At 61.5% G+C, this 20997-nt stretch carries 22 protein-coding genes; 7 read left to right on the plus strand and 15 right to left on the minus strand.

Annotation, left to right across the window (positions count from 1 at the left end):
* Positions 1-21: 21 nt before the first annotated feature.
* The 4 genes from L7A15_RS08035 to L7A15_RS08050 all read right to left on the minus strand — a co-directional run bounded on the left by L7A15_RS08035 (position 22) and on the right by L7A15_RS08050 (position 6093).
* The gene (locus L7A15_RS08035) at positions 22-999 is read right to left on the minus strand and encodes a Ppx/GppA phosphatase family protein (RefSeq protein ID WP_237208746.1); all 978 of its coding nucleotides are present in this window, start codon (positions 997-999) and stop codon (positions 22-24) included.
* A gap of 108 nt (positions 1000-1107) precedes the next feature.
* Positions 1108-3906 carry a type I DNA topoisomerase gene (gene topA / locus L7A15_RS08040; RefSeq protein WP_237208745.1) on the minus strand — a complete coding sequence of 933 codons (2799 nt, stop codon included), beginning with the start codon at positions 3904-3906 and terminating at the stop codon, positions 1108-1110.
* 114 nt (positions 3907-4020) lie between these two features.
* Complete coding sequence (locus L7A15_RS08045) at positions 4021-4440, minus strand: pyridoxamine 5'-phosphate oxidase family protein (RefSeq protein WP_237208744.1); 420 nt, start codon at positions 4438-4440, stop codon at positions 4021-4023.
* Between the two features lie 15 nt (positions 4441-4455).
* Positions 4456-6093 carry a DUF7059 domain-containing protein gene (locus tag L7A15_RS08050; RefSeq protein WP_237208743.1) on the minus strand — a complete coding sequence of 546 codons (1638 nt, stop codon included), beginning with the start codon at positions 6091-6093 and terminating at the stop codon, positions 4456-4458.
* A 48-nt stretch (positions 6094-6141) separates the two neighbouring features.
* On the opposite strand from L7A15_RS08050, the gene L7A15_RS08055 reads away from it, so the two are divergent.
* Genes L7A15_RS08055 through L7A15_RS08065 form a run of 3 tightly spaced genes read left to right on the plus strand, consistent with a single transcriptional unit; the run spans position 6142 to position 7087 of the window.
* Positions 6142-6459 carry a thiamine-binding protein gene (locus tag L7A15_RS08055; RefSeq protein WP_237189462.1) on the plus strand — a complete coding sequence of 106 codons (318 nt, stop codon included), beginning with the start codon at positions 6142-6144 and terminating at the stop codon, positions 6457-6459.
* A gap of 2 nt (positions 6460-6461) precedes the next feature.
* On the plus strand, positions 6462-6905 hold the full coding sequence (locus L7A15_RS08060; RefSeq protein WP_237200151.1) for a pyrimidine dimer DNA glycosylase/endonuclease V: 444 nt from the start codon (positions 6462-6464) through the stop codon (positions 6903-6905).
* Between the two features lie 41 nt (positions 6906-6946).
* Positions 6947-7087: a hypothetical protein gene (locus L7A15_RS08065; protein WP_237189460.1), complete on the plus strand. Its 141-nt coding sequence runs from the start codon at positions 6947-6949 to the stop codon at positions 7085-7087.
* Positions 7088-7211: 124 nt separating this feature from the next.
* Here L7A15_RS08065 and L7A15_RS08070 read toward each other — a convergent pair whose 3' ends face one another.
* Genes L7A15_RS08070 through L7A15_RS08080 form a run of 3 tightly spaced genes read right to left on the minus strand, consistent with a single transcriptional unit; the run spans position 7212 to position 9099 of the window.
* Entirely contained in the window at positions 7212-7727 is a 516-nt protein-coding gene (locus tag L7A15_RS08070; RefSeq protein WP_237208742.1) for a GyrI-like domain-containing protein, read from the minus strand.
* Between the two features lies 1 nt (position 7728).
* Positions 7729-8607, minus strand: a complete 879-nt coding sequence (locus L7A15_RS08075; RefSeq protein ID WP_237200149.1) for a rhodanese-related sulfurtransferase — start codon at positions 8605-8607, stop codon at positions 7729-7731.
* Positions 8608-8658: 51 nt separating this feature from the next.
* A complete protein-coding gene (locus L7A15_RS08080) occupies positions 8659-9099 on the minus strand; it encodes a pyridoxamine 5'-phosphate oxidase family protein (protein WP_237200148.1) in 441 nt (146 codons plus the stop codon).
* A 72-nt stretch (positions 9100-9171) separates the two neighbouring features.
* Here L7A15_RS08080 and L7A15_RS08085 point away from each other — a divergent pair, with 72 nt between their 5' ends.
* Positions 9172-11766, plus strand: coding sequence for a DEAD/DEAH box helicase (locus L7A15_RS08085; RefSeq protein WP_423816861.1), 2595 nt, complete (start codon positions 9172-9174; stop codon positions 11764-11766).
* Between the two features lie 22 nt (positions 11767-11788).
* On the opposite strand, the gene L7A15_RS08090 is transcribed toward L7A15_RS08085, so the two are convergent.
* From L7A15_RS08090 to L7A15_RS08115, 6 genes are all read right to left on the minus strand, one after another.
* On the minus strand, positions 11789-12208 hold the full coding sequence (locus L7A15_RS08090) for an Rv3654c family TadE-like protein (protein WP_237189458.1): 420 nt from the start codon (positions 12206-12208) through the stop codon (positions 11789-11791).
* A complete protein-coding gene (locus tag L7A15_RS08095) occupies positions 12205-12516 on the minus strand; it encodes a TadE family type IV pilus minor pilin (protein WP_237212397.1) in 312 nt (103 codons plus the stop codon). The genes L7A15_RS08090 and L7A15_RS08095 overlap by 4 nt, the downstream gene beginning before the upstream one ends.
* 95 nt (positions 12517-12611) lie before the next feature.
* Positions 12612-12875, minus strand: coding sequence for a DUF4244 domain-containing protein (locus L7A15_RS08100; RefSeq protein WP_237189456.1), 264 nt, complete (start codon positions 12873-12875; stop codon positions 12612-12614).
* A gap of 298 nt (positions 12876-13173) precedes the next feature.
* Positions 13174-13743 carry a type II secretion system F family protein gene (locus L7A15_RS08105; protein ID WP_237208740.1) on the minus strand — a complete coding sequence of 190 codons (570 nt, stop codon included), beginning with the start codon at positions 13741-13743 and terminating at the stop codon, positions 13174-13176.
* Entirely contained in the window at positions 13740-14444 is a 705-nt protein-coding gene (locus tag L7A15_RS08110; RefSeq protein ID WP_237208739.1) for a type II secretion system F family protein, read from the minus strand. The genes L7A15_RS08105 and L7A15_RS08110 overlap by 4 nt, the downstream gene beginning before the upstream one ends.
* A complete protein-coding gene (locus L7A15_RS08115; protein ID WP_237208738.1) occupies positions 14437-15846 on the minus strand; it encodes a TadA family conjugal transfer-associated ATPase in 1410 nt (469 codons plus the stop codon). The genes L7A15_RS08110 and L7A15_RS08115 overlap by 8 nt, the downstream gene beginning before the upstream one ends.
* 107 nt (positions 15847-15953) lie before the next feature.
* On the opposite strand from L7A15_RS08115, the gene L7A15_RS08120 reads away from it, so the two are divergent.
* Entirely contained in the window at positions 15954-17720 is a 1767-nt protein-coding gene (locus tag L7A15_RS08120) for a bifunctional 3'-5' exonuclease/DNA polymerase (RefSeq protein ID WP_237208737.1), read from the plus strand.
* A gap of 170 nt (positions 17721-17890) precedes the next feature.
* Here L7A15_RS08120 and L7A15_RS08125 read toward each other — a convergent pair whose 3' ends face one another.
* A complete protein-coding gene (locus L7A15_RS08125; RefSeq protein ID WP_237208736.1) occupies positions 17891-18649 on the minus strand; it encodes an NUDIX hydrolase in 759 nt (252 codons plus the stop codon).
* Positions 18642-19556, minus strand: coding sequence for an endonuclease III (gene nth / locus L7A15_RS08130; protein WP_237208735.1), 915 nt, complete (start codon positions 19554-19556; stop codon positions 18642-18644). Before nth ends, L7A15_RS08125 begins: the two co-directional genes overlap by 8 nt.
* A 203-nt stretch (positions 19557-19759) precedes the next feature.
* Between nth and L7A15_RS08135 the strand changes: the two genes are divergently transcribed.
* Entirely contained in the window at positions 19760-20098 is a 339-nt protein-coding gene (locus tag L7A15_RS08135; protein ID WP_237189893.1) for a peptidase inhibitor family I36 protein, read from the plus strand.
* Positions 20099-20164: 66 nt separating this feature from the next.
* Complete coding sequence (locus tag L7A15_RS08140) at positions 20165-20983, plus strand: hypothetical protein (protein WP_237189894.1); 819 nt, start codon at positions 20165-20167, stop codon at positions 20981-20983.
* Positions 20984-20997: the final 14 nt, after the last annotated feature.

Here is a 20997-nt window from a genome sequence, read left to right on the forward strand (position 1 = left end):
GGTATCCCCTCGGTGGTTCGGTTAGGGCTTGAGGAGGGTTGCCGGGTTGATCATGGCTTCTTCGCCCTGCTGGGCCAGGTAGTTCATACGACGCAGGATCAGGCCCTCACGCAGGGCCCAGGGGGAGACACGCATAATGTCGATGCCGAAGACGTCCATAGCGGTTTCGGCAGCAATGGCTCCTGCCAGCATTTGTTCGGCGCGGACCTCCGATACCCCCGGGAGGTCCTGCCGCTCAATGGGGGGCATAGCCTCCATGCGGCGGGTCCAGAGGCGCAGGTCGCGGATCATCATTTCGCGTTTGACGAAGGGGCCAGCTGAGTAGGGGGCGGCCCCGCAGATTCGGGCCAGGGAGCGGAAGGTTTTAGAGGTGCCCACAACCATGTTGGGCTGCCCGTAAGCCAGCAGGGTCTCGGCAACAGGTTCGAGGGTTTCGCGCACGTACTTGCGGAGTTTTTTGATTTCCTTAGGGCTGGGCACCTCGGAAGTGAACCAGTCGCCGGTCAGGCGGGTGGCGCCCAGGGGGACGGAGATGGCGTCGTCGGGGTAGGCGTCGATACCGGTGGAGAATTCAAAGGAGCCGCCGCCGATGTCGAAGTTGAGGATTCGCCCGGCCCCCCAGCCCTGCCAGTGGCGCACGGCGTGGTAGGTGATGGCGGCTTCTTGGTCGCCGGTAATTTCGGTGAGGTTGACCCCGGTTTCGTTCTGCACATGCTGTAGCACCTCGGGGCCGTTCTTGGACTCGCGGATGGCGCTGGTAGCAAAGGCGAGGAGGTCTTCTGCCCCGTGCTGTACCGCGTAGAGTACCGCTGACTTCACAAAAGCGGTGAGGCGGTCACGGCCCTCGTCGGTGATGTTGCCGTCTGCGTCAATGTAGCGCACCAGTTGCAGGGGCTCCTTGTGGGCTGCGGTGTAGGCTTCGGGGCGGGAGCCAAGCTGCCCCTCAATCAGGAGCAGGTGGCCGGTGTTTGAGCCGATGTCGAGTACGCCAAGTCGCATGGGTCCCCCAGGGTGTGATGGTGAAGTATTTTCCTGCTCTCTAGTCTAAAGGACGGCACCCGCCCAGCTTTCTCAGTTTGAGTTAGTTGGGCGGGTGCCTTAGATTTTCTAGGATTTTGAGGCGGCTTTCTTGGTGGCCGTCTTCTTTGCGGTGGTCTTTTTGGCTGCCGGTTTCTTGGCGGCGGTCTTGCGCTTGACCGGCCCCTTGGCCCGCTTTTCAGCCAGGAGTTCTACCGCCCGGGTGTGGGTCAGGGACTCGATGGTTTCGCTGCGGGGCACCGTAATGTTGGTGATGCCGTCGGTGATGTAGGGGCCGAAGCGGCCGTCCTTGACCACAATCTTCTTCTCAGAGACCGGGTCGACGCCCAGTTCAGCCAGCGGGGGCTTGGCCGCAGCCCGGCCCCGCTGCTTGGGCTGGGAGTAAATCTCCAGGGCCTGCTCCAGGGTAATCGAGAAGATCTGATCCTCGGTTTCCAGGGAACGGGAGTCGGTGCCCTTCTTCAGGTAGGGGCCAAAGCGGCCGTTTTGGGCGGTGATTTCGTTGCCCTCAGCGTCGGTCCCGATGACGCGGGGCAGGCTCATGATCTTGAGGGCGTCTTCCAGGGTGACGGTGGCCAGGCTCATGGAGGCAAAGAGGGAGCCGGTGCGGGGCTTTTCGGCCTTGGGCTTCTTCTTGGGCTTGGGTTTGCCGTTCTTGTAGTACTCGGTGGGCTGGGCGTCCATCCAGGCGGCAATTTCTTCCTCGGTCATCTCGGGGATGACCTCGGTGACGTAGGGGCCAAAACGGCCGTCGCGGGCGACGATGGTGCGGCCGGTTGCCGGGTCGATACCGAGTTCACGGCCGTCGTTCTTACCGGCTTCCAGCAGCTCGGTGACCTTTTCCTCGGTCAGTTCGTCAGGGGCCAGGTCAGCCGGGACGTTGGCGCGGATGGGGTCCTTGATTTCGCCGGTTTCGGTGTCAATCTCGCCGCCGGTTTCCAGGTAGGGGCCGAACTTACCCACGCGCAAGTTGACCCCGGGGGCAACCTCAACGGAGTTAATGGCGCGGGCGTCAATCTCACCCAGGTTATCGACGATGGGCTTGAGACCGCGCTTGTCTCCCCCACCGAAGTAGAAGTGGGACAGCCACTCGGGGCGGGCTTCTTCACCTCGGGCAATGCGGTCGAGGTCTTCTTCCATTTCTGCGGTGAACTCGTAGTCCACGTACTTGGCGAAGTGCTCTTCCAGCAGGCGGACGACGGAGAAAGCCGTCCAGGAGGGCACCAGGGAGCCGGAGCGGTTGTTGACGTAGCCGCGGTCCATGATGGTCGAGATAACGGCTGCATAGGTTGAGGGGCGGCCAATGCCGAGCTCGTCCATGGCCTTGACCAGGGAGGCTTCGGTGTAGCGGGGCGGGGGTGAAGTCTCGTGGCGGGCAGCTTCGATGTCGCTGCCGCGCAGGGCGTCGCCTTCTGCCAGGTTGGGCAGGCGCTTGTCGTCCTTACCGTCCTTGGCCTCGGCATTCTCTTCGCCGCGCTTGACGTCCTGGCCCTCTTCGTAGGCGGCCAGGAAGCCACGGAAGGTAATGACGGTGCCGGACGCTGCGAACTCGGCGTCGCGGCCATCAGCGGCGGTTGCACCCAGGCGGACGGAGGCGGTGGAGCCCTTGGCGTCGGCCATCTGGGAGGCCACGGTGCGCTTCCAAATCAGCTCGTAGAGACGGAACTCGTCGATGCTGAGAGCACCCTTGACCTCGGCGGGGGTACGGAAGGAATCCCCGGCGGGGCGGATTGCCTCGTGGGCTTCCTGGGCGTTCTTGGACTTCGAAGAGTAGACGCGCGGGGAGGCCGGTACATAGTCGGCCCCGTAGAGCTCGGCTGCCTGCTTGCGGGCAGCCTGGGTTGCCTGGTCAGACAGGGCAACCGAGTCGGTTCGCATGTAGGTGATGTAACCGTTCTCGTAGAGGCGCTGGGCTACCTGCATGGTGGAGCGGGATGAGAAGCGGAGCTTGCGGGCGGCCTCCTGCTGCAGGGTGGAGGTGGTGAAGGGGGCAGCCGGACGGCGGGTGTAGGGCTTGGTTTCAACCGAGCGGACGGCGAAGGCTGCGGACGCGAGCGCGGTGGCCAGGGAGCTGGCGGCGGTTTCGTCCAGGTGGGCGACCTTGCCGGCTGAGGCGGGTTTGAGGGTGCCGTCGTCGGCGAAGTCCTTGCCGGTGGCGACGCGGGCCCCGTCAACGGCTGAGAGTTTGGCGGTGAAGGATTCGGAGGCAGAAGTGGTGAAGGTGCCGGTCAAGTCCCAGTAGGTGGCTGAGCGGAAGGCCATGCGTTCGCGTTCGCGTTCGACAACTAGGCGGGTGGCGACGGACTGCACACGCCCGGCGGAGAGGCCCCGGGAGACCTTACGCCAGAGGACGGGTGAGAGTTCGTAGCCGTAGATGCGGTCTAGGACGCGGCGGGTTTCCTGGGCGTCGACCAGGTTGGTGTCGATGTCACGCAGTTCTTGGAAGCCACGCTGGATTGCTTCCTTGGTGATTTCGGGGAAGGTTAGGCGGTAGACGGGTACCTTGGGTTTGAGCACCTGCAGCAGGTGCCAGGCGATGGCTTCACCTTCGCGGTCCCCATCGGTTGCCAGGTAGAGGGCGTCGGACTCTTTGAGCAGGCGCTTGAGCTCGGTGACCTTCTTTTTCTTGTCGGGGTTGACCACATAGTAGGGCTCAAAGCCCTCATCGACGTTGACCGCGAACTTACCGACGGGGCTCTTTTTCAGTTCGTCTGGTAGTTCGGAGGGCTGGGGAAGGTCCCGGATATGCCCCATGGAGGACTCCACGATAAAGGCGTCCCCCAGGTAACCACTAATGGTTTTCACCTTTGAGGGGGATTCCACAATCAGCAGTGACTTGCCGTGCTCGGTGGCTGCCTTGGTGGGCACAGAGGGCTCCTTGGGGTTGTTTGAACGCGTGTATGCACAACAATAGCGGACATACCGCTCTTCATGCCTACTTACCCAAGTGTGACCTTCTTGAATCAGGCGGTGTGGATAACCCTAGAGCTCATCAACCGGGTCTTCACCCAACTCAAATTCTCGGCCGCTGATACGTTCGGGAACGACCTGCACCCAGCTCGTTTTGTAGGTGGGTACCCAGGTCTTGAAGCCCAGGGCTTCAACAGCTTCAATGTCAGCTTCACTGGTCAGCCAGTTAGCCTGGCCATGAATCACCACAGACCGGGCCACCCCGTCCCGCACCTCATCAATTTCGAAGGCGGCCTTGCGGCTAATCACCACTTCGGTCAGTTTTTGGCCAGATCCGGTGCGGAAATAGATGTTCTTCTCGTGAACACAGAAGTTAACGGGGTAAATATCTACTTCACCACCGGCCGAAAGGGCCAGGCGGCCGACCTTATGGGCTTCGAGAAGTTCCCAGCAGCGTTCTTCGCTGAGCACAGTGACGGGGGTTGATTTCATGCTGTCAGTCTAGCCTTATTGGTCAATGACGAGGAAACCCTTCTCAAGGAGCTCCCTGATATTACTTATTAATACCCGGCGGGGCTGGTCGTCCTCCCAGCCCAAGAGGGCAGCAAGTGCCCCAACAATTTGCCCGGCGGATAGGTCCCCGTCGCAAGCTGACACGAAGCCGGAGGTTTCGGTGGTTTCTAAGATAGTGCGGCGCAGGCCGGCCCCTGCCCGCAGCAGGATGACGGAGGGGTGCTCAGACCCGGGAGTTGAGTGACGTTCTTCGGTCACGTCCCCGGCGACGATGAGGTGGGCTTCTAAAAGCTCATCGTCGGTCAGGGCTGTGGTGGTGTCCCACCGGGCAACCGCCTCGGTAATAAAGGGGGCGATGGGTTGCTGGATCGGGTAGGTGATTTCTTCAAAGCGGTGCAGACGCTCACCTGCCTGGCTGCCCTCAGGAGCCCGGAGCCAGATCATGCCGAAGCCGATGGAGCCCACCCCTCGGGCGGCGAAGTCGCGCAGGTAGGCGGTGTAGGCTGCCTCGTAGTGGGCTGGGTCGCGGTTTTCGCTGGCGTCGCGCAGCCAGGTTTCGGCGTACTGTTCCGGTTCAAGGACCTCCCGCTGGATGAACCAGGCTTCGGTCTGCTCCCCCACCCAGGCGCGGGGGCGGTCTGCCCAGTCGGCGGGGCCGTCCTGCCCGTCCACGGGGATTTCCCAGTTGCCCAGCATCTGGGCCCGGCCGCCGGGGGCCAGCACAGAGGGGAGCTGGGCCACCAGGGTTGAAACAATGCCGTCCCCGGCCATACCGCCGTCCCGGTAGGTGTACTGGTCTTCGGGGGTTTCGTGGTCGCTACGCGGGGTGATGACGAAGGGTGGGTTGGAGACCACCAGGTCGAAGGTTTCCCCGGCCACAGGCTCCAGCAGGGAGCCCAGGCGCAGGCTGACGCGCTCTTCTAGGTTAGCCGGGTCTAGCCCCAGGGCAGGGGCGTTGAGGACCAGGTTGAAGCGGGTGAAGGCCAGGGCCCGCTCAGAAATGTCTGTGGCGGTGACGTGGCGGGCGTGGGCCAGCAGGTGGAAGACCTGGATCCCGCAGCCGGTGCCGAGATCAAGGGCCCGGTCGACGGGGGTACGTTCGGTCAGCTGGGCCAGGGTCAAGGAGGCATGACCAATACCCAGCACGTGGTCTTTTCTCAGGACACCGGGACGCTGGTGGGCCCCCAGGTCACTCGCCACCAGGAGCTCGGTCCCATCATCAGCTGCGTGCGGACGCAGGTCCACAGCCGCCTGGAGGAACCCCCCAGTCCCAGCAGGCTCAGCCACACCCAACTCAACCAGCAAGCCAGCTACCTCAGTGCCCAGAGCTGCACCCAGCTCGTCCTGCCCCACCTCTTGACCAAACAAGAAGAAACGCACCACCTGGGCCAGTTGCCGCTGCTGGGCGGTAAACGACTCATGGGTTTTTTCTTCCCCCAGGACCTGACGGATCCTGTAAAGACCGGGCACAATCTGGTCGCGGGTCATAGCCTCAAAGGCACGGGCACCCAGGAGGTCCTCAATACCGTCATAGGTGTAATTAACCCCGATCAGGGCAGAATGTAGGTGCGCGAGGGCAGTGAGATCAGAACTGGCAGGGGCTCCGGGAACAGAAGAAAAATCAGTAGTCATCACGCCCCTAGTCTATCGTTAGCCAGGGGAACGGGTTACGGTAGAGGTATGTTGTTTGCTTTCTCTGTAGCCCCCACTGGCGGCGGCGACCCCAGCGGGTCAGTACACGACGCCGTCGCTGAAGCCGTCCAGATTGTCCGTAACTCCGGCCTTCCCCACAGGACCGACGCCATGTTCACCACCATCGAAGGTGATTGGGACGAATGCATGGCCGTCATCAAGGCAGCCACCGAAGCTGTGGGCAAGTACGGGAGCCGGGTGTCCCTCGTCCTGAAAGCTGATATCCGGCCCGGCTATGATTCTGGTGAACTCACTGGCAAGCTGGAGCGCCTGGAGGACGCTATCGCCCGCCGCACCGAAGGCTAGACATGCGGATCTGGTCCCTGCACCCCTCCCTGCTCGACTCCAAGGGGCTGGTGGCCTGCTGGCGCGAAACCCTACTGGCACAAAAAGTCCTGCAGGGACTCACCACGGGCTATACCCGGCACCCCCAACTTGATCGCTTCAAGGCCTGCGACGACCCCCTCCACGCTATCTGTGATTACCTCCACGGCCTTGCAGATGAAGCCGACCGGCGCGGCTATTCCTTCAACCGAAGCCTACTTGTACTCCCACGTCAGAATACGACGGGGCGGATACCCGTTACGTCCGGCCAAATCGACTACGAGTTTTCCTTCCTGCGCCACAAAGTTCAAACCCGCGATCCGGCCTGGTTTGAAAACCATCTCACCACGTCAATCGCCCCTCCAGCTCACCCAATATTTACTGTGGTCCCGGGAAATGTAGAACCCTGGGAAAAAGTTAAATACTAATCAAGGTGATTTTTTGCTGGGGACTGGGTAAAGTTGCTTCTATGGCTAACTCAGAAAAAATTGCTGAACTGGAAAAGTCCATCGCCGATTGGAAGGAAAAGGCCGCTAACGGTGGCCCCGACTTCATCGCTGAAATCGTCGCAAAGCTCGAAGCCGAACTGGCTGAGGCCAAGGGCGAATAAGAACTTTTTCATTACCGGCACACAGTAATCATTCAAGGTTCGCACACCGCAAAGTCTTGAAAAAATAAAATACCTCCCGCCCTTCGCACGGCGGGAGGTATTTTCTTTTATTTTCTGCCTTTTTCTAAGCCAGCGGGTGGGCCGGGTTACCGGTAACCCCCTGCCAGGCGTACATTCTGTAGTTGGGGGCGGTGATATCCCCCGGCCCGTACACCTCCAGGCAGACCCCGGTGGGCTCTAGCCCCTTGGCGGGGATAAAGGAGGAGGCCAGGTGGTCAAAGCCCTCCTTCAGGTGCAGGGGCGGCTGCCCCGGCAAGATCGGGCCCTCAACCAGGACGGTGGCATACATGGACCCAGGCACAATCACCCCGGTCAGCCCCAGAGCCGCAACAGCCTGAATACCGCCGGGGACAATAAAACCCGCCGTGTAGGTAAAGCCGGTATCGTCGGCGTCCGGCATGAGAACCCCGACCTTCTGCAGTTTTTCGGTTGCAGCTAGCTGCCCTTCATTAAGCTGGGCGTAGAGGTCCTCCCACCAGGAGCCGAAGTCGCTGGTTTCTGTGGCGGGGGCGGTGAGGCCAGCGACCATGAAGCTGCCGTATTCAATCAGGGCTGTCTCGAAGGTTTTCTGGCTGGACATACTAGGCGGTGGCTGCTTCCAGCTCGGCTAGGGCCTTCGCCTCGCAGTCGGGGCAGAGCAGGACGAGGTCGCGGACGCCGTCGACGTCCAGGTTCACAAAGTGGTTGGCTTTGGCCCCGCAGTGCTCACACTCGCCAATAGTGACGGTATCGGGGGAGAAGTTCATGTGCTGACGCTTGTCGAAGACGTAGAGGGAGCCCTCCCAGAGGCCGGAGTCCCCGAACTTTTCGCCGTAGCGTACGATACCGCCGTCGATCTGGTAAATCTCCTTGAAGCCGCGGTTCTTCATGAGGGCTGACAGGATTTCGCAACGAATACCACCGGTGCAGTAGGTGACAACGGGCTTGTCTTTGAGGTCGTCGTACTTGCCGGATTCGATTTCTTTAATGAAGTCGTGGGTGGTGCGAACATCGGGCACAATGGCGTTCTTGAACTTACCGATTTTGGCTTCAAAGGCGTTGCGGCCGTCGAAGAAGACCACCTCGTCGCCCCGTTCTTCTACCAGCTTGTTCACTTCTTCGGGCTTGAGGTGGATACCGCCACCGACGACGCCGTTTTCGTCAACCACCAGCTCGTCGGGGGTGCCGAAGGCGACGATTTCGTCGCGGGCCTTGACGGACAGGCGGGGGAAGTCAGCGGCGCCACCGTCAGACCACTTAAGTTCCAGCTTCTCGAAGCCGGGGTACTGGCGGGTGGTCTTGCCGTACTGTTTGAGGGCGTTGATGTCGCCGCCCAGGGTGCCGTTAATACCGTGCTTGGAAATCAGGATGCGCCCGGTTAGACCGAGTTTCTCGCATAGGGCCCGCTGCCAGAGCATGACGGCCTTGGGGTCGGTAACGGGGGCGAAGCAGTAATACAGGATAATTCGTTCTTGAGCCACGCCCCCATTCTACTCCCCTCCCCCTTTTCTGGCGGAGGGGACGTCCGGGCCCTAGCCCAGCTTGAAGCGGCGGCCCGTCAGCCGGGTGGGGGTCAGTTCAACGAACTCAAGTTTTTCGGTGTTGAGCCAGGGGGCGAGGTTCAAGGTGTTGACGTAGTCGATATCGCGGGTGTCGGTCAGGACGCGGGCTGTTGCGAAAACATTGACGGAGTAGGCCTGGTGCCCTTCGGCGCGGTCGAACTGCAGGGTCACCTTATCGTTGAGGATCAGCTGGGTAAGCTTGCTGCCGGCGGCGGTGCGGAAGAAAATCCGCACACCATCGGTGACGATGTTGAGCGGGGTGATGTGCACATAGCCGTCCTCATCGACGGTGCCCAGCCGGGCAAAGCGGGTGCCCTCAATGAGCTCCCACACCTGCTCATCGGTGAGGACGGTGATTGCCTGCTCCTCTTCCTGCGGTTTCTGGCCCTGGATGTTCATTGGAATACTCATGAGACCATTATCCCACTCCTATTAGATAGGTCACAGTATTTTTCAATTATTTCGAGGTGGGATAATGAACGGGTGCCTACCCAATCGTCGATTCCTCACTCCCGCCAGCCGCATCCCGGTGAACTTGACCTGGTGCTGGAACAGCTGGGCCTGCCGTCCTTACCGGAGCAGGTAACCCACGTGCGAACCCTACCGGCCAGGGAGGCCGTCACCGTTCCGTGGCCCGGCTGGGTACACCCGCGAGTCGTTGAGGCCTACCAAAACCTGGGGGTCGACGAACCCTACCTCCATCAGGTGCAGGCCGCTACCGCTGCCCAGGAATCCCCGGGGAATCGGCATGTTATTTTGGCGACGGGTACCGCCTCGGGCAAGTCTCTGGCCTACCAGCTACCTGCCCTGGACGCTATATACCGGGGAGAGTTTGAGGCCCAGGGGGCTGGTTTTGATTCGGGCCGGGCAACGGCCCTGTATCTTTCCCCCACCAAGGCTTTGGCTGCTGACCAGCTGGCCTCCCTGCGGTCCTTGAATCTGCCGGGTGTGGTAGCTGAAACCTATGACGGGGATACGCCGGTGGCTGATCGCCGGTTCATTCGGGAACGGGCTAATTTTGTGTTGGCGAACCCCGATATGCTGCATCATGCGGTTCTTCCGAATCATGCCCGGTGGGCGGCCTTTTTGCGGAAGCTCAAGTACGTGATTATTGATGAGGCTCACGGGTATCGGGGGGTGTTTGGTGCCCATGTGTCCCTCTTGATTCGGCGTTTGCGGCGGGTGTGCCGCTACTACGGGGCGACCCCGGTGTTTGTGGGGGCTTCTGCGACGAGTGCTGAGCCTGCCGCTTCCTTTGCTCGGTTGATTGGGTCGCGGGTGGAGGCGGTTACTGCGGTGACGGAGTCGACGGCGCCTCGGGGCTCGACGCATGTGATGTTGTGGGAGCCGGAGTTTACTGATCTTGCGGAGGTGAAGGACAGGCTCTCGGTGTATGCCAACGGAGTTGCCCGGAAGGGGGCCCAGGGGTCGGGTGCTGGTGAGAATGGGGCACCCGTGCGAAAGTCTGTTATTACCCAGGCCGCTGAGATGATGGCTGACCTGGTGGTAGGGCGGACCCGCACGATTGCTTTTATTAAATCCCGCCGGGGTGCTGAGGCCCTGGCCCAGACCGCTGGGCGCTACCTGGATGAGGTTGAGGCTGGCTTGTCTAGCCGGATTGCGGCCTACCGTGCTGGCTATCTGCCTGAGGAGCGGCGGGCCCTGGAACAGGCCCTGCGACGAGGGGAGATCTTGGGTGTGGCGTCAACCAATGCTCTAGAGCTGGGTATTGATATTGCGGGTTTGGACGCGGTGTTGGTAGCTGGGTGGCCGGGGACGCGGGCGTCCTTCTACCAGCAGATTGGGCGGGCTGGCCGCGCGGGTCAGGATGCTTTGGCTGTGATGATAGCGAGTGAGGATCCGTTGGATACCTACCTTGTTCACCATCCGGAAGATATTTTTGATGCCGGGATTGAGAAGACTGTTTTTGATCCTGAAAACCCCTACGTGTTGAGCCCGCACCTGTGTGCGGCTGCAGCTGAGGTTCCCCTGCGCCGGGAGGAGCTGATGGTTTTTGGGAGGACCACGGAATTCTTGTTGGAGAAACTTGTGGCCCAGGGCTACCTGCGGCAGCGGGCAACCGGCTGGTTCTGGACCCACCCGGAGTCTGCTGCTGACCTTGTCAATCTGCGCGGGGGTGGCTCTCCCCTGCAGATTATTGAGGCTGAGACGGGCTCGGTTATTGGCACGATGGACGACGGCCATGCCCACTCCCAGGGGCACCCTGGCGCTATCTATACCCATCAGGGTCTCACCTATGTGGTTGAGGATTTGGACGAAGACAACCGGGTGATTGCTGTCAGCCGGGTTGAGCCTGACTACTATACCCAGTCCCGGGATATTACCGAGGTGACGGTGCTGGGGGCTGATGAGACTCTTCAGCAGGGGCAGGTGAGCCTGAACTTTGGGCGGGTGCGGGTGCGTTCCCAGGTGGTGGGCTACCAGCGGAAGTCTCTGATTGGCCAGCAGGTGCTGGGGGATGAGCCCTTGGACCTGCCTCCCCAGGAACTGCAGACTCGGGCGGTGTGGTGGGCGATGCCGTCCCCTCTTCTGCACGCAGCGGGGATTCATGAACGGGATATTCCCGGGGCCCTGCACGCAGCTGAACATGCCGCAATTGGCCTACTGCCCCTGGTGGCTACCTGCGACCGGTGGGATATTGGTGGCCTCTCTACGGCCTTTCACGTGGATACTGAGCAGCCCACTATTTTTGTCTATGACGGGCACCCCGGTGGGGCTGGTTTTGCAGAGCGTGGTTTCGAGCGGGTGAGCTCCTGGCTACGCGCTACTCTCGACACTATTTTGGCCTGTGAGTGTGAGCTGGGCTGCCCCTCCTGTGTGCAGTCGCCCAAGTGTGGTAACCGCAATGAGCCCCTGCATAAGGCTGGGGCGGCCCGGCTTCTTGCGACCCTGCTTGTTGAGGCTGGGGACCTGACCGAGAGCGAGCGCAGGTCGCTCCTGGAGCCCTTGGGGCAGGTGCAGGGTGAGGCTGGTCTTGCCCTGCCCCACGCTGCCGGTCAGCAGGTTTCTGCGGTTGAAGCCCTTACTGGTTTAGCGGACTCGGGGGATCCTTTCTAGGGAGGTGGGCAAGGTTTGGCCCTTACGGGGTGGTGGCTGGTGGGCCTGCCCTGGATTTTCCCTGGGCTGGTCCGAGGAAGCTGAAGGGGCCGGGGATAGGCACGGTGACCCTCACATCTACTGTGCCAGTGCTCTGGGCAGGACGTCCGCACCCAGCTAGTTCTGCCCCGTTGGCCTGGCTTACCTCGGCGGCCAGGTCGCAGGGTTGTCCCGGAGTGAGCCCGCGGGCTGCATCGGCTGCGGCGAGGGCGGCAAGGTCAGCTGCTGTGGCAGCCCGGTGGTTAGCGTCAACAACGCCGACGAGACCTATGCAGGTGAGCCCTAGGACAAGCAGGGAACACACAGTTCCCACAGATGTCACGGTGGTGCTGCCCCGGTCGCAGTCGTCGGCTGGTGGGGTGGGGCTGTTGTGCCCTGTTGTGTGCGGTGGTGTCAGTGTCACGGTCTTCCTCCCCCGTGTTCGGTGAGGGCCTGGGCATCGGCTGTGAGTGTCCAGCCGCTGATATCGCCGATCAGGCCGGGGGCTTCCCTGCTGACGCTGACCCAGGTGTAGGGCCCGTCCTCGTGGATCTGCACGGTTGCTTGTGGTTCGATCTCCGCTACGATTCTTGTCACGATAGCGGGGTCGTCCCCACGGGCTGCGGCCCTGGCTCCGAGTCTGGCTCCTTCTTCTAGTCGTAGTTGCGTCACTCCGGTGGCGGCAGCTCCCAATACCAGGGCCAGTATGAAAACTACTCCGGGCAGGGTCACTGCAAATTCTGCGGTAGCCGAGCCCCTGTCACCCTGCTGTGGGTGAGAGACCCCAGACGGGGGTAGCTGCCGCCTTACCATGAGTTTCACCTTTCTTAGGAACCTGTACTCAGGGCCGTCTGAACAATGCCCAGTAGCATCTGCCGGACCTCTTCAGATTTGAGAATCATCACCAGCAGACCGGCGAAGCCAACGGCAGCCAGCATGACGATGCCGTACTCGGCGGTCGTTGCCCCGGCTTCGGGGTCAGCCAGATCAGCAGGAAGATGGTCGTCTAGGTGGGCGGGCAGACCAGCTTTTTCACCCTGCTTGTAGTGCTCGTCAAGGGGAGCGGATGCTTTCTGGTGTAGATGTGTCATGGTAGACCTTTCTCAAGTGGTAGTGGGTGCTGGTTGTAACCAGCAGGGGTGGTTCCCCGCTAGGTGGTGGGTAAGGGAAGGGGGTGTTATGGAATAGGTAGAGAAAAGGAATGCTCGCCCCTAGCGGGGGTACTTCTAGCCTGCCTGTGGGTGCTAGTGGGGTACAAGAGAAAGGGCGGGCTGTGGATAAGCCTTCACTGCCCCACACCCTACTTTGGCTAGTAGCAACACCGAATTATTTAGCTTCGGGTAGGCAAAAAGGGTGAACCTGCACCTTCTATGACGGGCGGCCTTGCACCTAGAAGAGGGTTGGTAGGAGGGCTATGAGTACCGGTATCACGCCAAGACAGATAAAGGCTGGGAGGGAGCAAATACCTAGCGGCACCACCAGCTTGACGGCCAGGGCGGCCGCAGACTTTTCGTAGGCCCTTTGCCGGTGCCGACGGTGCCGCTCTGCCAGGACCCGCACCAGTTGGGCTCCTGGTGCCCCGGTAGCCAGGGTGAGGCCGAGGGCGTCCTGGACCCCGGCAAGTTCAGCGGGGACGTCCTGCCCCCAGGCCTGCTCCCACCGTGCCCCAGCTAGTAGTTTGGTAACCACTGCACCCAGATAGGGGCGGTGGCGGCCCCCGTCTAGTTCTCCAAGCAGACGAAGGGTGGCGGGCACAGACTGCCCGGCAGCCAGAAGGGTTGCGGTCACATCCAGGTAGAGGGCGCCGGGTAAAGCCTCTCCCTCCGGCAAACAACCTTCTGGTGGCCCAGGCTGGATTCCCTCGGTGGCCTGGGGGTTCTTCTGATGCCTGCGGTGTATCACAGCCAGAACTAGCGCCCCAGCAAGACACCCGATGCTGAGTAGCAGGAGCCAGGTCACAGGGTTCCCCTTTCTGCTCGGGCGATCAGGGAGGCCGTCCAGCGGCTACCTACCACGGCCAAGCCTAGGCCCATCACCCCCACAAGAGCACCGGCAACCGAACCGAAGAGGACGCCGATGGGGTCTGTTCCCATCACGATTCCCAGGGCAAGGCCCAGCAGGGGTAACCAGGACAAAATCCGGCCGGTTGCCCTGGGCCCGCTCAGGGCTGTCTCCCTCTGTTGGCGCAGGTCAATTTCGGTTTCAAGGAACCGGGCCAGCCGCTCAAAGACGTCGGCGACGGCGGCCCCCGCCTGCTCCGCCACCAACCAGCAGGCAGCGACCTGGGCTGCTACAGCCCTCACAGATTCTCGGGTGCAGGACGCCCCCTGGGCCTCAATAACAGGGCTGATAGGACGGCCCAGTTCAGCAGCCGCAGCTGCCGCCTGGAGAAGGTCAGCTGCCTCAGTGAGGGCCAGCAGGTAGGCAGCATTCTGCCGTCTCCGCACGGCCCGCTCCAATGCAGGTAGCCTGGCCTGCTCGTCCTCCACAAGCCGCTTTTTCTTCGTCACATCATCAGCCACCGTCCTGCAGGCAAAGGCGGGGGTCGCCCCGGCTCTTAACAGGGCAGAAAGCCTCCAGATAGCGTCCGGCCACAGCTCCTGCTCTTCCAGGGAAGCCGGTACAGGTGCAAAAAATCTGAGGAGCCGGTCTTCACGCATCACGCCCCTCCTCCCCCTGGCCAGTCCCGGCTGCCGGGCCGCCCAAGCAGGCTGCAGATCGCACGTCCTCGCTCCCCGGATGCCACATCAGGTAGGTTCCCTGACGGCGCTGCTCAACGGTACACACCGGCCTGGTATCAAGCCCCTGTTCCTGGCCCACCAGCCGGTAGACCCCAGCAACCTGCCGGCGCCCATCAGAAGCAGATCGCTCCAGGTGAATGATGTAGTCAAGTGCCGTTGCCGCCTGAAGGGCAACAGCTGAAGGAGCTACCCCGGCCAGGGCCCCCAGGGCAGCTAGACGGGCTGGAACGGCCTCAGCTGAATTGGCGTGTACGGTAGTTCCGCTCCCTGAGTGGCCGGTATTCATGGCTGTGAACATATCCATCACCTCAGCACCACGGCACTCCCCAACTACCAGCCGGGTGGGCCGCATCCGCAGGGCCTGCCGGATCAACTCATCAAGCCCAACTGCCCCCTGCCCTTCAGCGTTAGCCTGCCGAGACTGCACCCCCACCACATGCGAATGATTGAGGTGAAGTTCAGGGGTATCTTCCACCACGACCAGACGGTCTTCAACCTGAGCTTCAGACAGCATAGCCCCCAGAAGGGTAGTCTTACCCGTGCCCGTGCCACCGCTGACGGCAAAATTAGCCCGCCACCGCACCAGGTACCTCAAAAACTGTTCCAGGTCCCGCCCCATCATGCCGCCCTGGGCAAGGTCTGAGAGGGAAGGACGTCGTTGCGGCTGCACCCGAATGGACAGGAGGGTCCCGGCCTGGCTCAAGGGAGGCAGCATCGCGTGGACACGGGCAGAACCCCCTCCCGACAGGCCCTGAATCTGCACGTCACAGGCAGGATGGGAGTCGTCCAGCCGCCCACCGGCCGCTACAATCAGCCGGGTCGCCAAGGCCCTGACCTCAGCCTCTGACTCGAACTGCACCGGGGCCGCCCGCAACCGTCCTTGGGCTTCAAACCACACGTCCTGGGGGCCGTTGACAAAAATATCGGTGAGCCCCGGGGTTGCCAGCAAAGATTCAAGCCTGCCCAGCCCGGTCAGCTCGGCCCGCAAGATGCTTTCAGCCTCTGCACACGAGTCCAAGAGTTTCGCGTGATGCCCTGGATCGCTCGCAGGATCAGCCAGGCCCTGTGCAGCTTCAGCCACCAGTAGCCCCAGGTCAGCTGGGTCTTGCCCCGGCAAGGTAGCAGGGGTAACCGCCTGGGCAGGAAGATCGAAGAATTGCTGCCTGGCCTTTTTAACAATCAGCCGGGCGGCCCCCTCAGATACGGGAAAGCCCTTGTCTTCAGGCTCAACGGGCACAGCGTCCGCAGGGCTAAGCCAGCTCTCAGAGGGATAGGCCCCCGGTACGGCAGTGTTCCTAGAGGCAGAATAAACAGTTGTCATGCGGGGTTCCTTGAGGTTACTCACCCCACCGGAACACTCCATTTTCTCTGCAACCATTTATGCCACAGAAGAGCACCCCTGTCTACCCCTGGGGCCATAATAGAAGCATGTATATCGTGCTCGGCCCCGCTACCTCCCCCAGCGAAACACCCCAGTGGGAGGCCATTACCCTGACCGAGACCGGGGACGGCACCCACCGCACCTTCCCCCTCCACAAGCTGCCCGACTTCGTCCGCGCCGTCGAAGCCCAAAACCCCCATCGCACCATCCGCTGGGCCTGGGCAGACACCCGCCAAATCCTCCCCCAGCTCCTCGCCGCCGGAATCGCCCCCGCTTCCTGCCACGACCTGCGCCTAGCCCAACGAATCCTCACCACCGCAGCCACCCGCGCCGCCAACCACCTGCCCTATACCCCCACCGTCAACCTCACCCGCGACCCCGAACCCCCACCCGGTCACCTGCCCGCCCGCCGCCAAATCGACGGGCAAACCTCCCTCTTCGACGAACTCACAGACCCCACCCCCTCACGCACCCAGGCCGAACCCACCGCGTCCGTCCTGCTCACCGAACTCCGCGCCCAGCTAGAGGCCGTCGCCGTCTCCCCCGCCCCTGCCAGGCTCTCCCTCCTGCTTGCCGCAGAATCCCAAGGCGCCCTCATCGCCGCCGAAATCAAACACACCGGCATGCCCTGGAACCGCACCATCCACGAAAAAATCCTCGAACACGCCCTCGGCCCCCGCCCCACAGGCTACAACCGCCCCTACAAGATGGAGCGCCTCGCCGCCCGAATCAGAGAAGAACTCGGCGCACCCAACCTCAACCCCGACTCCCCCCAAGAAGTTCTCAAAGCCATGCAAGCAGCCGGCATGTCCGTCACCTCCACCCGCAAATGGGAACTCACCGAATGGGCCAACGCCGTCCCCCACCTGCGCGAAGAACGCTGGCAGATCGTCCGCCCCCTGCTCGACTACAAACGCCTCGCCCGCCTCTACACCGCCAACGGCTGGAACTGGCTCGACGCATGGGTACACAACAACCGCTTCCACCCCACCTACGAGGTGGGTTCTGCCGCCACCGGCCGCTGGGGCGGGCACGGCGGTGGTGCCATGCAAATCCCTAAGGACGTCCGCCCCGCCGTCCGCGCCGAAGACGGCATGATGCTCACCGTCGCCGACGCCGCCCAAATCGAACCCCGCATCCTCGCCGTCATGAGCGGCGACCGCGCCCTCGCCGTCGCCGGACGCGGCACCGACCTCTACCTCGGTATAGCCGAACTCGGCGAACGCACCGGCAGCGTCCTCAAGGACCGCTCCCACGCCAAAATCGCCCTACTCGCCGCCATGTACGGAGCCACCACCGGCGAAGGCGGGCAACTCATGCCCCACCTCAAAAAACTCTTCCCCGCCGCCATCGGCCTCACCGAACGCGCCGCTGACGTAGGCCTCCGCGGCGGGCAGGTCACCACCTACCTGGGGCGCACCTCCCCAGCCCCCTCCCACGCCTGGTTCCAAGCCCAACGCAACCAACTCACCGCAGCCGACGAACGCGCCGCCCGCTCAGCAGCCCGCGCTCACAGCCGCTTCACCCGTAACTTCGTCATCCAGGGAACCGCCGCCGAATGGGCTGTCATCTGGATGGCCCAGATTCGCAAGCGCCTGCGCACCGAACGTCGTTTCGGCAAGCGTATGCAAACCCGCCTGGTCTACTTCCTCCACGATGAAATCATGCTCTACGGGCCCGTTGGCGAATCAGCCCGCGCCGCCGAAATTGTGCGCGAGTCAGCGCAAGCTGCCGCCGAACTCATCTTCGGCCCCACCGACGTCGAATTCCCCGTCACCGTGGTCACCACCGACGACTACTCGCAAGCTAAATAGGACGACGCGGATATGGGCAGGATGGTATGCCTACGCCCGCAACCGCTCTTGCTCCTCGCCTAGGGGCTCGTCGCAATTCACCGCCAGCCCCGATCCACGCGGGCTTCTAGGCACAGCAACCGCTCCGACCTTCCCGCCCAGCTAACTAAGCCCCAGCTAGCTGGCAGGTGTTAGCGGCCAGCTTCCCGGGTGCGCTTCTTATCCCAGGGCTCTTCCCAGCCCAGCTCTTCAAAGACGCGGGAGAGCAGGTTGCCGGTAAAACCCCAGATGGTAAAGGGGGCAAAGTCGCCGGTCACGTCAAAAGCCGGGGACTTGTGCTTGGTTCTTCCCCGGGTTACCGTCATGGTCAGCCGATGATCCGGGTTGAGCAGGTCTGCCACCGGCACGCGCACCACCAGGGTTGATTCGTTCCGGTCTACCGCCTCCACAGGGGTCGGCAGATCCCACCAGCCCAGCACGGGAGTCACCCGGTAGTTACTGACCGGTAAGTCAATCGCCGGGAGCTGGCCCAGCAGGCGCACGCCGTCTGCCTGCAGGCCGGTTTCTTCCACAGCCTCCCGCAGAGCAGCTACCTGCTGGGCGGTTCGGCCGGTGCGGGCCGCCTCGTCGTAGTCCTCGGGGTCAATCCGCCCACCGGGCAGGGCAGGCTGGCCGGCGTGGTGGCGCAGGGCATCCGACCGTACCAGAACCAGTAGATCAATATCTGAAGCTACCGGGCCGCACCCGGTATTCTGCGCCGGAGCATCATCAAGCACCCCCATCAGCACCAGCACAGCAGCCTCTTTAACGGTGTCCGGGTCCATCTGCCCTATCGGCCACGAGTCCTCCGGGCGCACGATGCTCGGGGCCCGCTCCGCCAACTCCTGCAGGGCCGCCAGGGCAGGGTGTTGCCCGGCTGTTTCTTCCCCTACTATCTCTTTCCTAGGCACTGAGCGTCCACCCCTCTGCCCGCAGCTGGCGACGACTTGCCCCCTGCACAAAGCGCAGGTGCAGGCGCTCGCGCCCCGGGGCCATCTCGTATTTGAGTAGTTTCTCTGCCGCTACCGGGTCGGTTTCCCCGCTGCCGTAGGCCGGGCAGAGGTCGGCGACGGGGCAGGCCCCGCAGGCCGGTTTTTGGGCGTGACAGATTCGGCGACCGTGGTAGACCAGGCGGTGGGAAAGCTGGGTCCAGTCCTTGGGTTCAAAGAGTTCGGCGACGTCGCGCTCTACCTTAACGGGGTCTTCTTCGGTGGTGAAGCCAAAGCGGCGGGCTAGGCGGCCGAAGTGGGTGTCGACGGTAAGGCCCGGCTGGCCGAAGGCGTTACCGAGCACTACGAAGGCGGTTTTTCGCCCCACGCCGGGGAGTTTGACGAGGTCCTCTAGGGTGCCGGGCACCTGCCCGCGGTGGTCTGCTACCAGCTGGGCTGCCAGATTCACGATCGCTTTGGCCTTGGAGCGGTAGAAGCCCAGGGGCCGCACGATGTCTTCTACGTCTTCGATCCGGGCGGACGCCAGTGCCGCTGCGTCGGGGTAGCGGGTGAAGAGTTCGGGGGTGGTGGCGTTGACGCGGACGTCGGTGGTTTGGGCTGAGAGGACGGTGGCTACCAGGAGCTCAAAGGGGTTGTCGAAGTCGAGTTCGGCAACCGCGTAGGGGTAGGTGTCGGCGAGGATCCGGTTGATTTTGCGGGCGCGACGGGTGAGGGCTAGGGGGCTTTCTGTCTCGCCGCGTGCTGCCGCGCGAGCGTGTTTTCGGGCGGACGCTCGTGCCTTGGGTTCGGGTACAGAGCGGGTTTCGAGCTGGGCTAGCTCGCCGGGGGTGAGGGGCTCATGCTGATAGGACGTGGTGTGGGTGGGCATACATCAATGTTATCGGGTTACCTTGCTTGAGTTTCTGCTGGTGTTGAGCCTTCTGCCTCGCCTGGAAGATTTAGTAAAAAATCTGCAAAAAGTGACTTGACACACTTTGGGATTGTGGGTGACAATAGACACATCAGCCGCAAGGTTGAACCCACCCTTGACTCCAAGGGACATAACTTAAGACTCTAACAAGGAGCAAAGCCATGAAAGTAACGAAGCTTTTGTCCACCGCTCTGGCAACCGGAGCACTCATTTTAGGGGCAACTTCCCCCACACATGCTGCTACCCTCTATGACCATATCAATTTTAATCAAAATCTAGGAACTTGGAATGGCGGAACCACCTATGTTGGGGATAACGCCAATGACCGGGCTTCCTCAATTACGGTGAATGGTCGAAAAACCAGGATTTACGCAGACCTCAATCATAAGGGTCCTAGCTATCTTCTACAGGCAGATCACAATGACTTGACCTCATTAGCTGAAGGTCTAGCTTGGTGGCAAAACTGGAGCGACAGAATTTCTTCATTTAGTAAAGAATAAGAAAATAATACCAACGATCTGCCCCTAGCCACAGGGGCAGATCCCCCCCTACTCAGGAGATAGACAATGAAGCAGATATTCAGCATTTTTCTGATTGCCCCCATAGCTCTTCTCACCTCCTGCGGTTCAACAGCTCAACAAGATACCAGTGCTACAGCGACCCTGGACTACGAAAATAATGTAATTATCAAACCCCTTGATGAATACAGTGAAACAAGCTACTCGGGCCGAATCTACAACCGCTTAATCGACACAATGTACACCCAATGCTTGGCTCAAAAGGGAATAACATATAACCCCGGAGAACTTACCACCCCCATCGGCTCAAGAGAATATGGGTTCTGGAACACAACCTATATCAAACAATACGGATATTCCATTTTTGAACCCTATTCAGGAGAAACAACTCTTACCGATCAAGAGCACAAAGAATTAGAAGCCTGCTACGAAGAAAAAACTGAAATAAAGGAACTTCACCAATATCTCCAAACGGTTTCCGCAAACACTTCCTTACCAGAGAAACTACGCACAGAAGCGCGAAGTCATGCCATTCGAAACCCCGCCTGGCAAAAGGCCCGAGAGCAGTGGTGGCAATGCCTAGAAAACAACGGATTGACCCCACGCACCGGTGACGAAGAATGGGGCACTAAACAGGAGATGGAAGTAGACACCTCATCAGACGCTGGCAAGCAAGAAGCTGTCCGTATCGCCCTCACAGAGGCTAACTGCTCCCAAGAAACTGGCCTCGCCCAGACCCTCGCTGACCTCGAAGCCTCCTACCAGGCACCCCTCATCAAAGAGAACCAGGCAGCCCTCAACGAAGCCAAAATCGCCATTCAACAATTCACCCAAGACATCGAACAGCGATACCAGGCCACCCAGTAAAACCACCCCTACCC

Source organism: Rothia nasimurium, from assembly GCF_928391935.1.
GTDB classification, from domain to species: domain Bacteria; phylum Actinomycetota; class Actinomycetes; order Actinomycetales; family Micrococcaceae; genus Rothia; species Rothia nasimurium_D.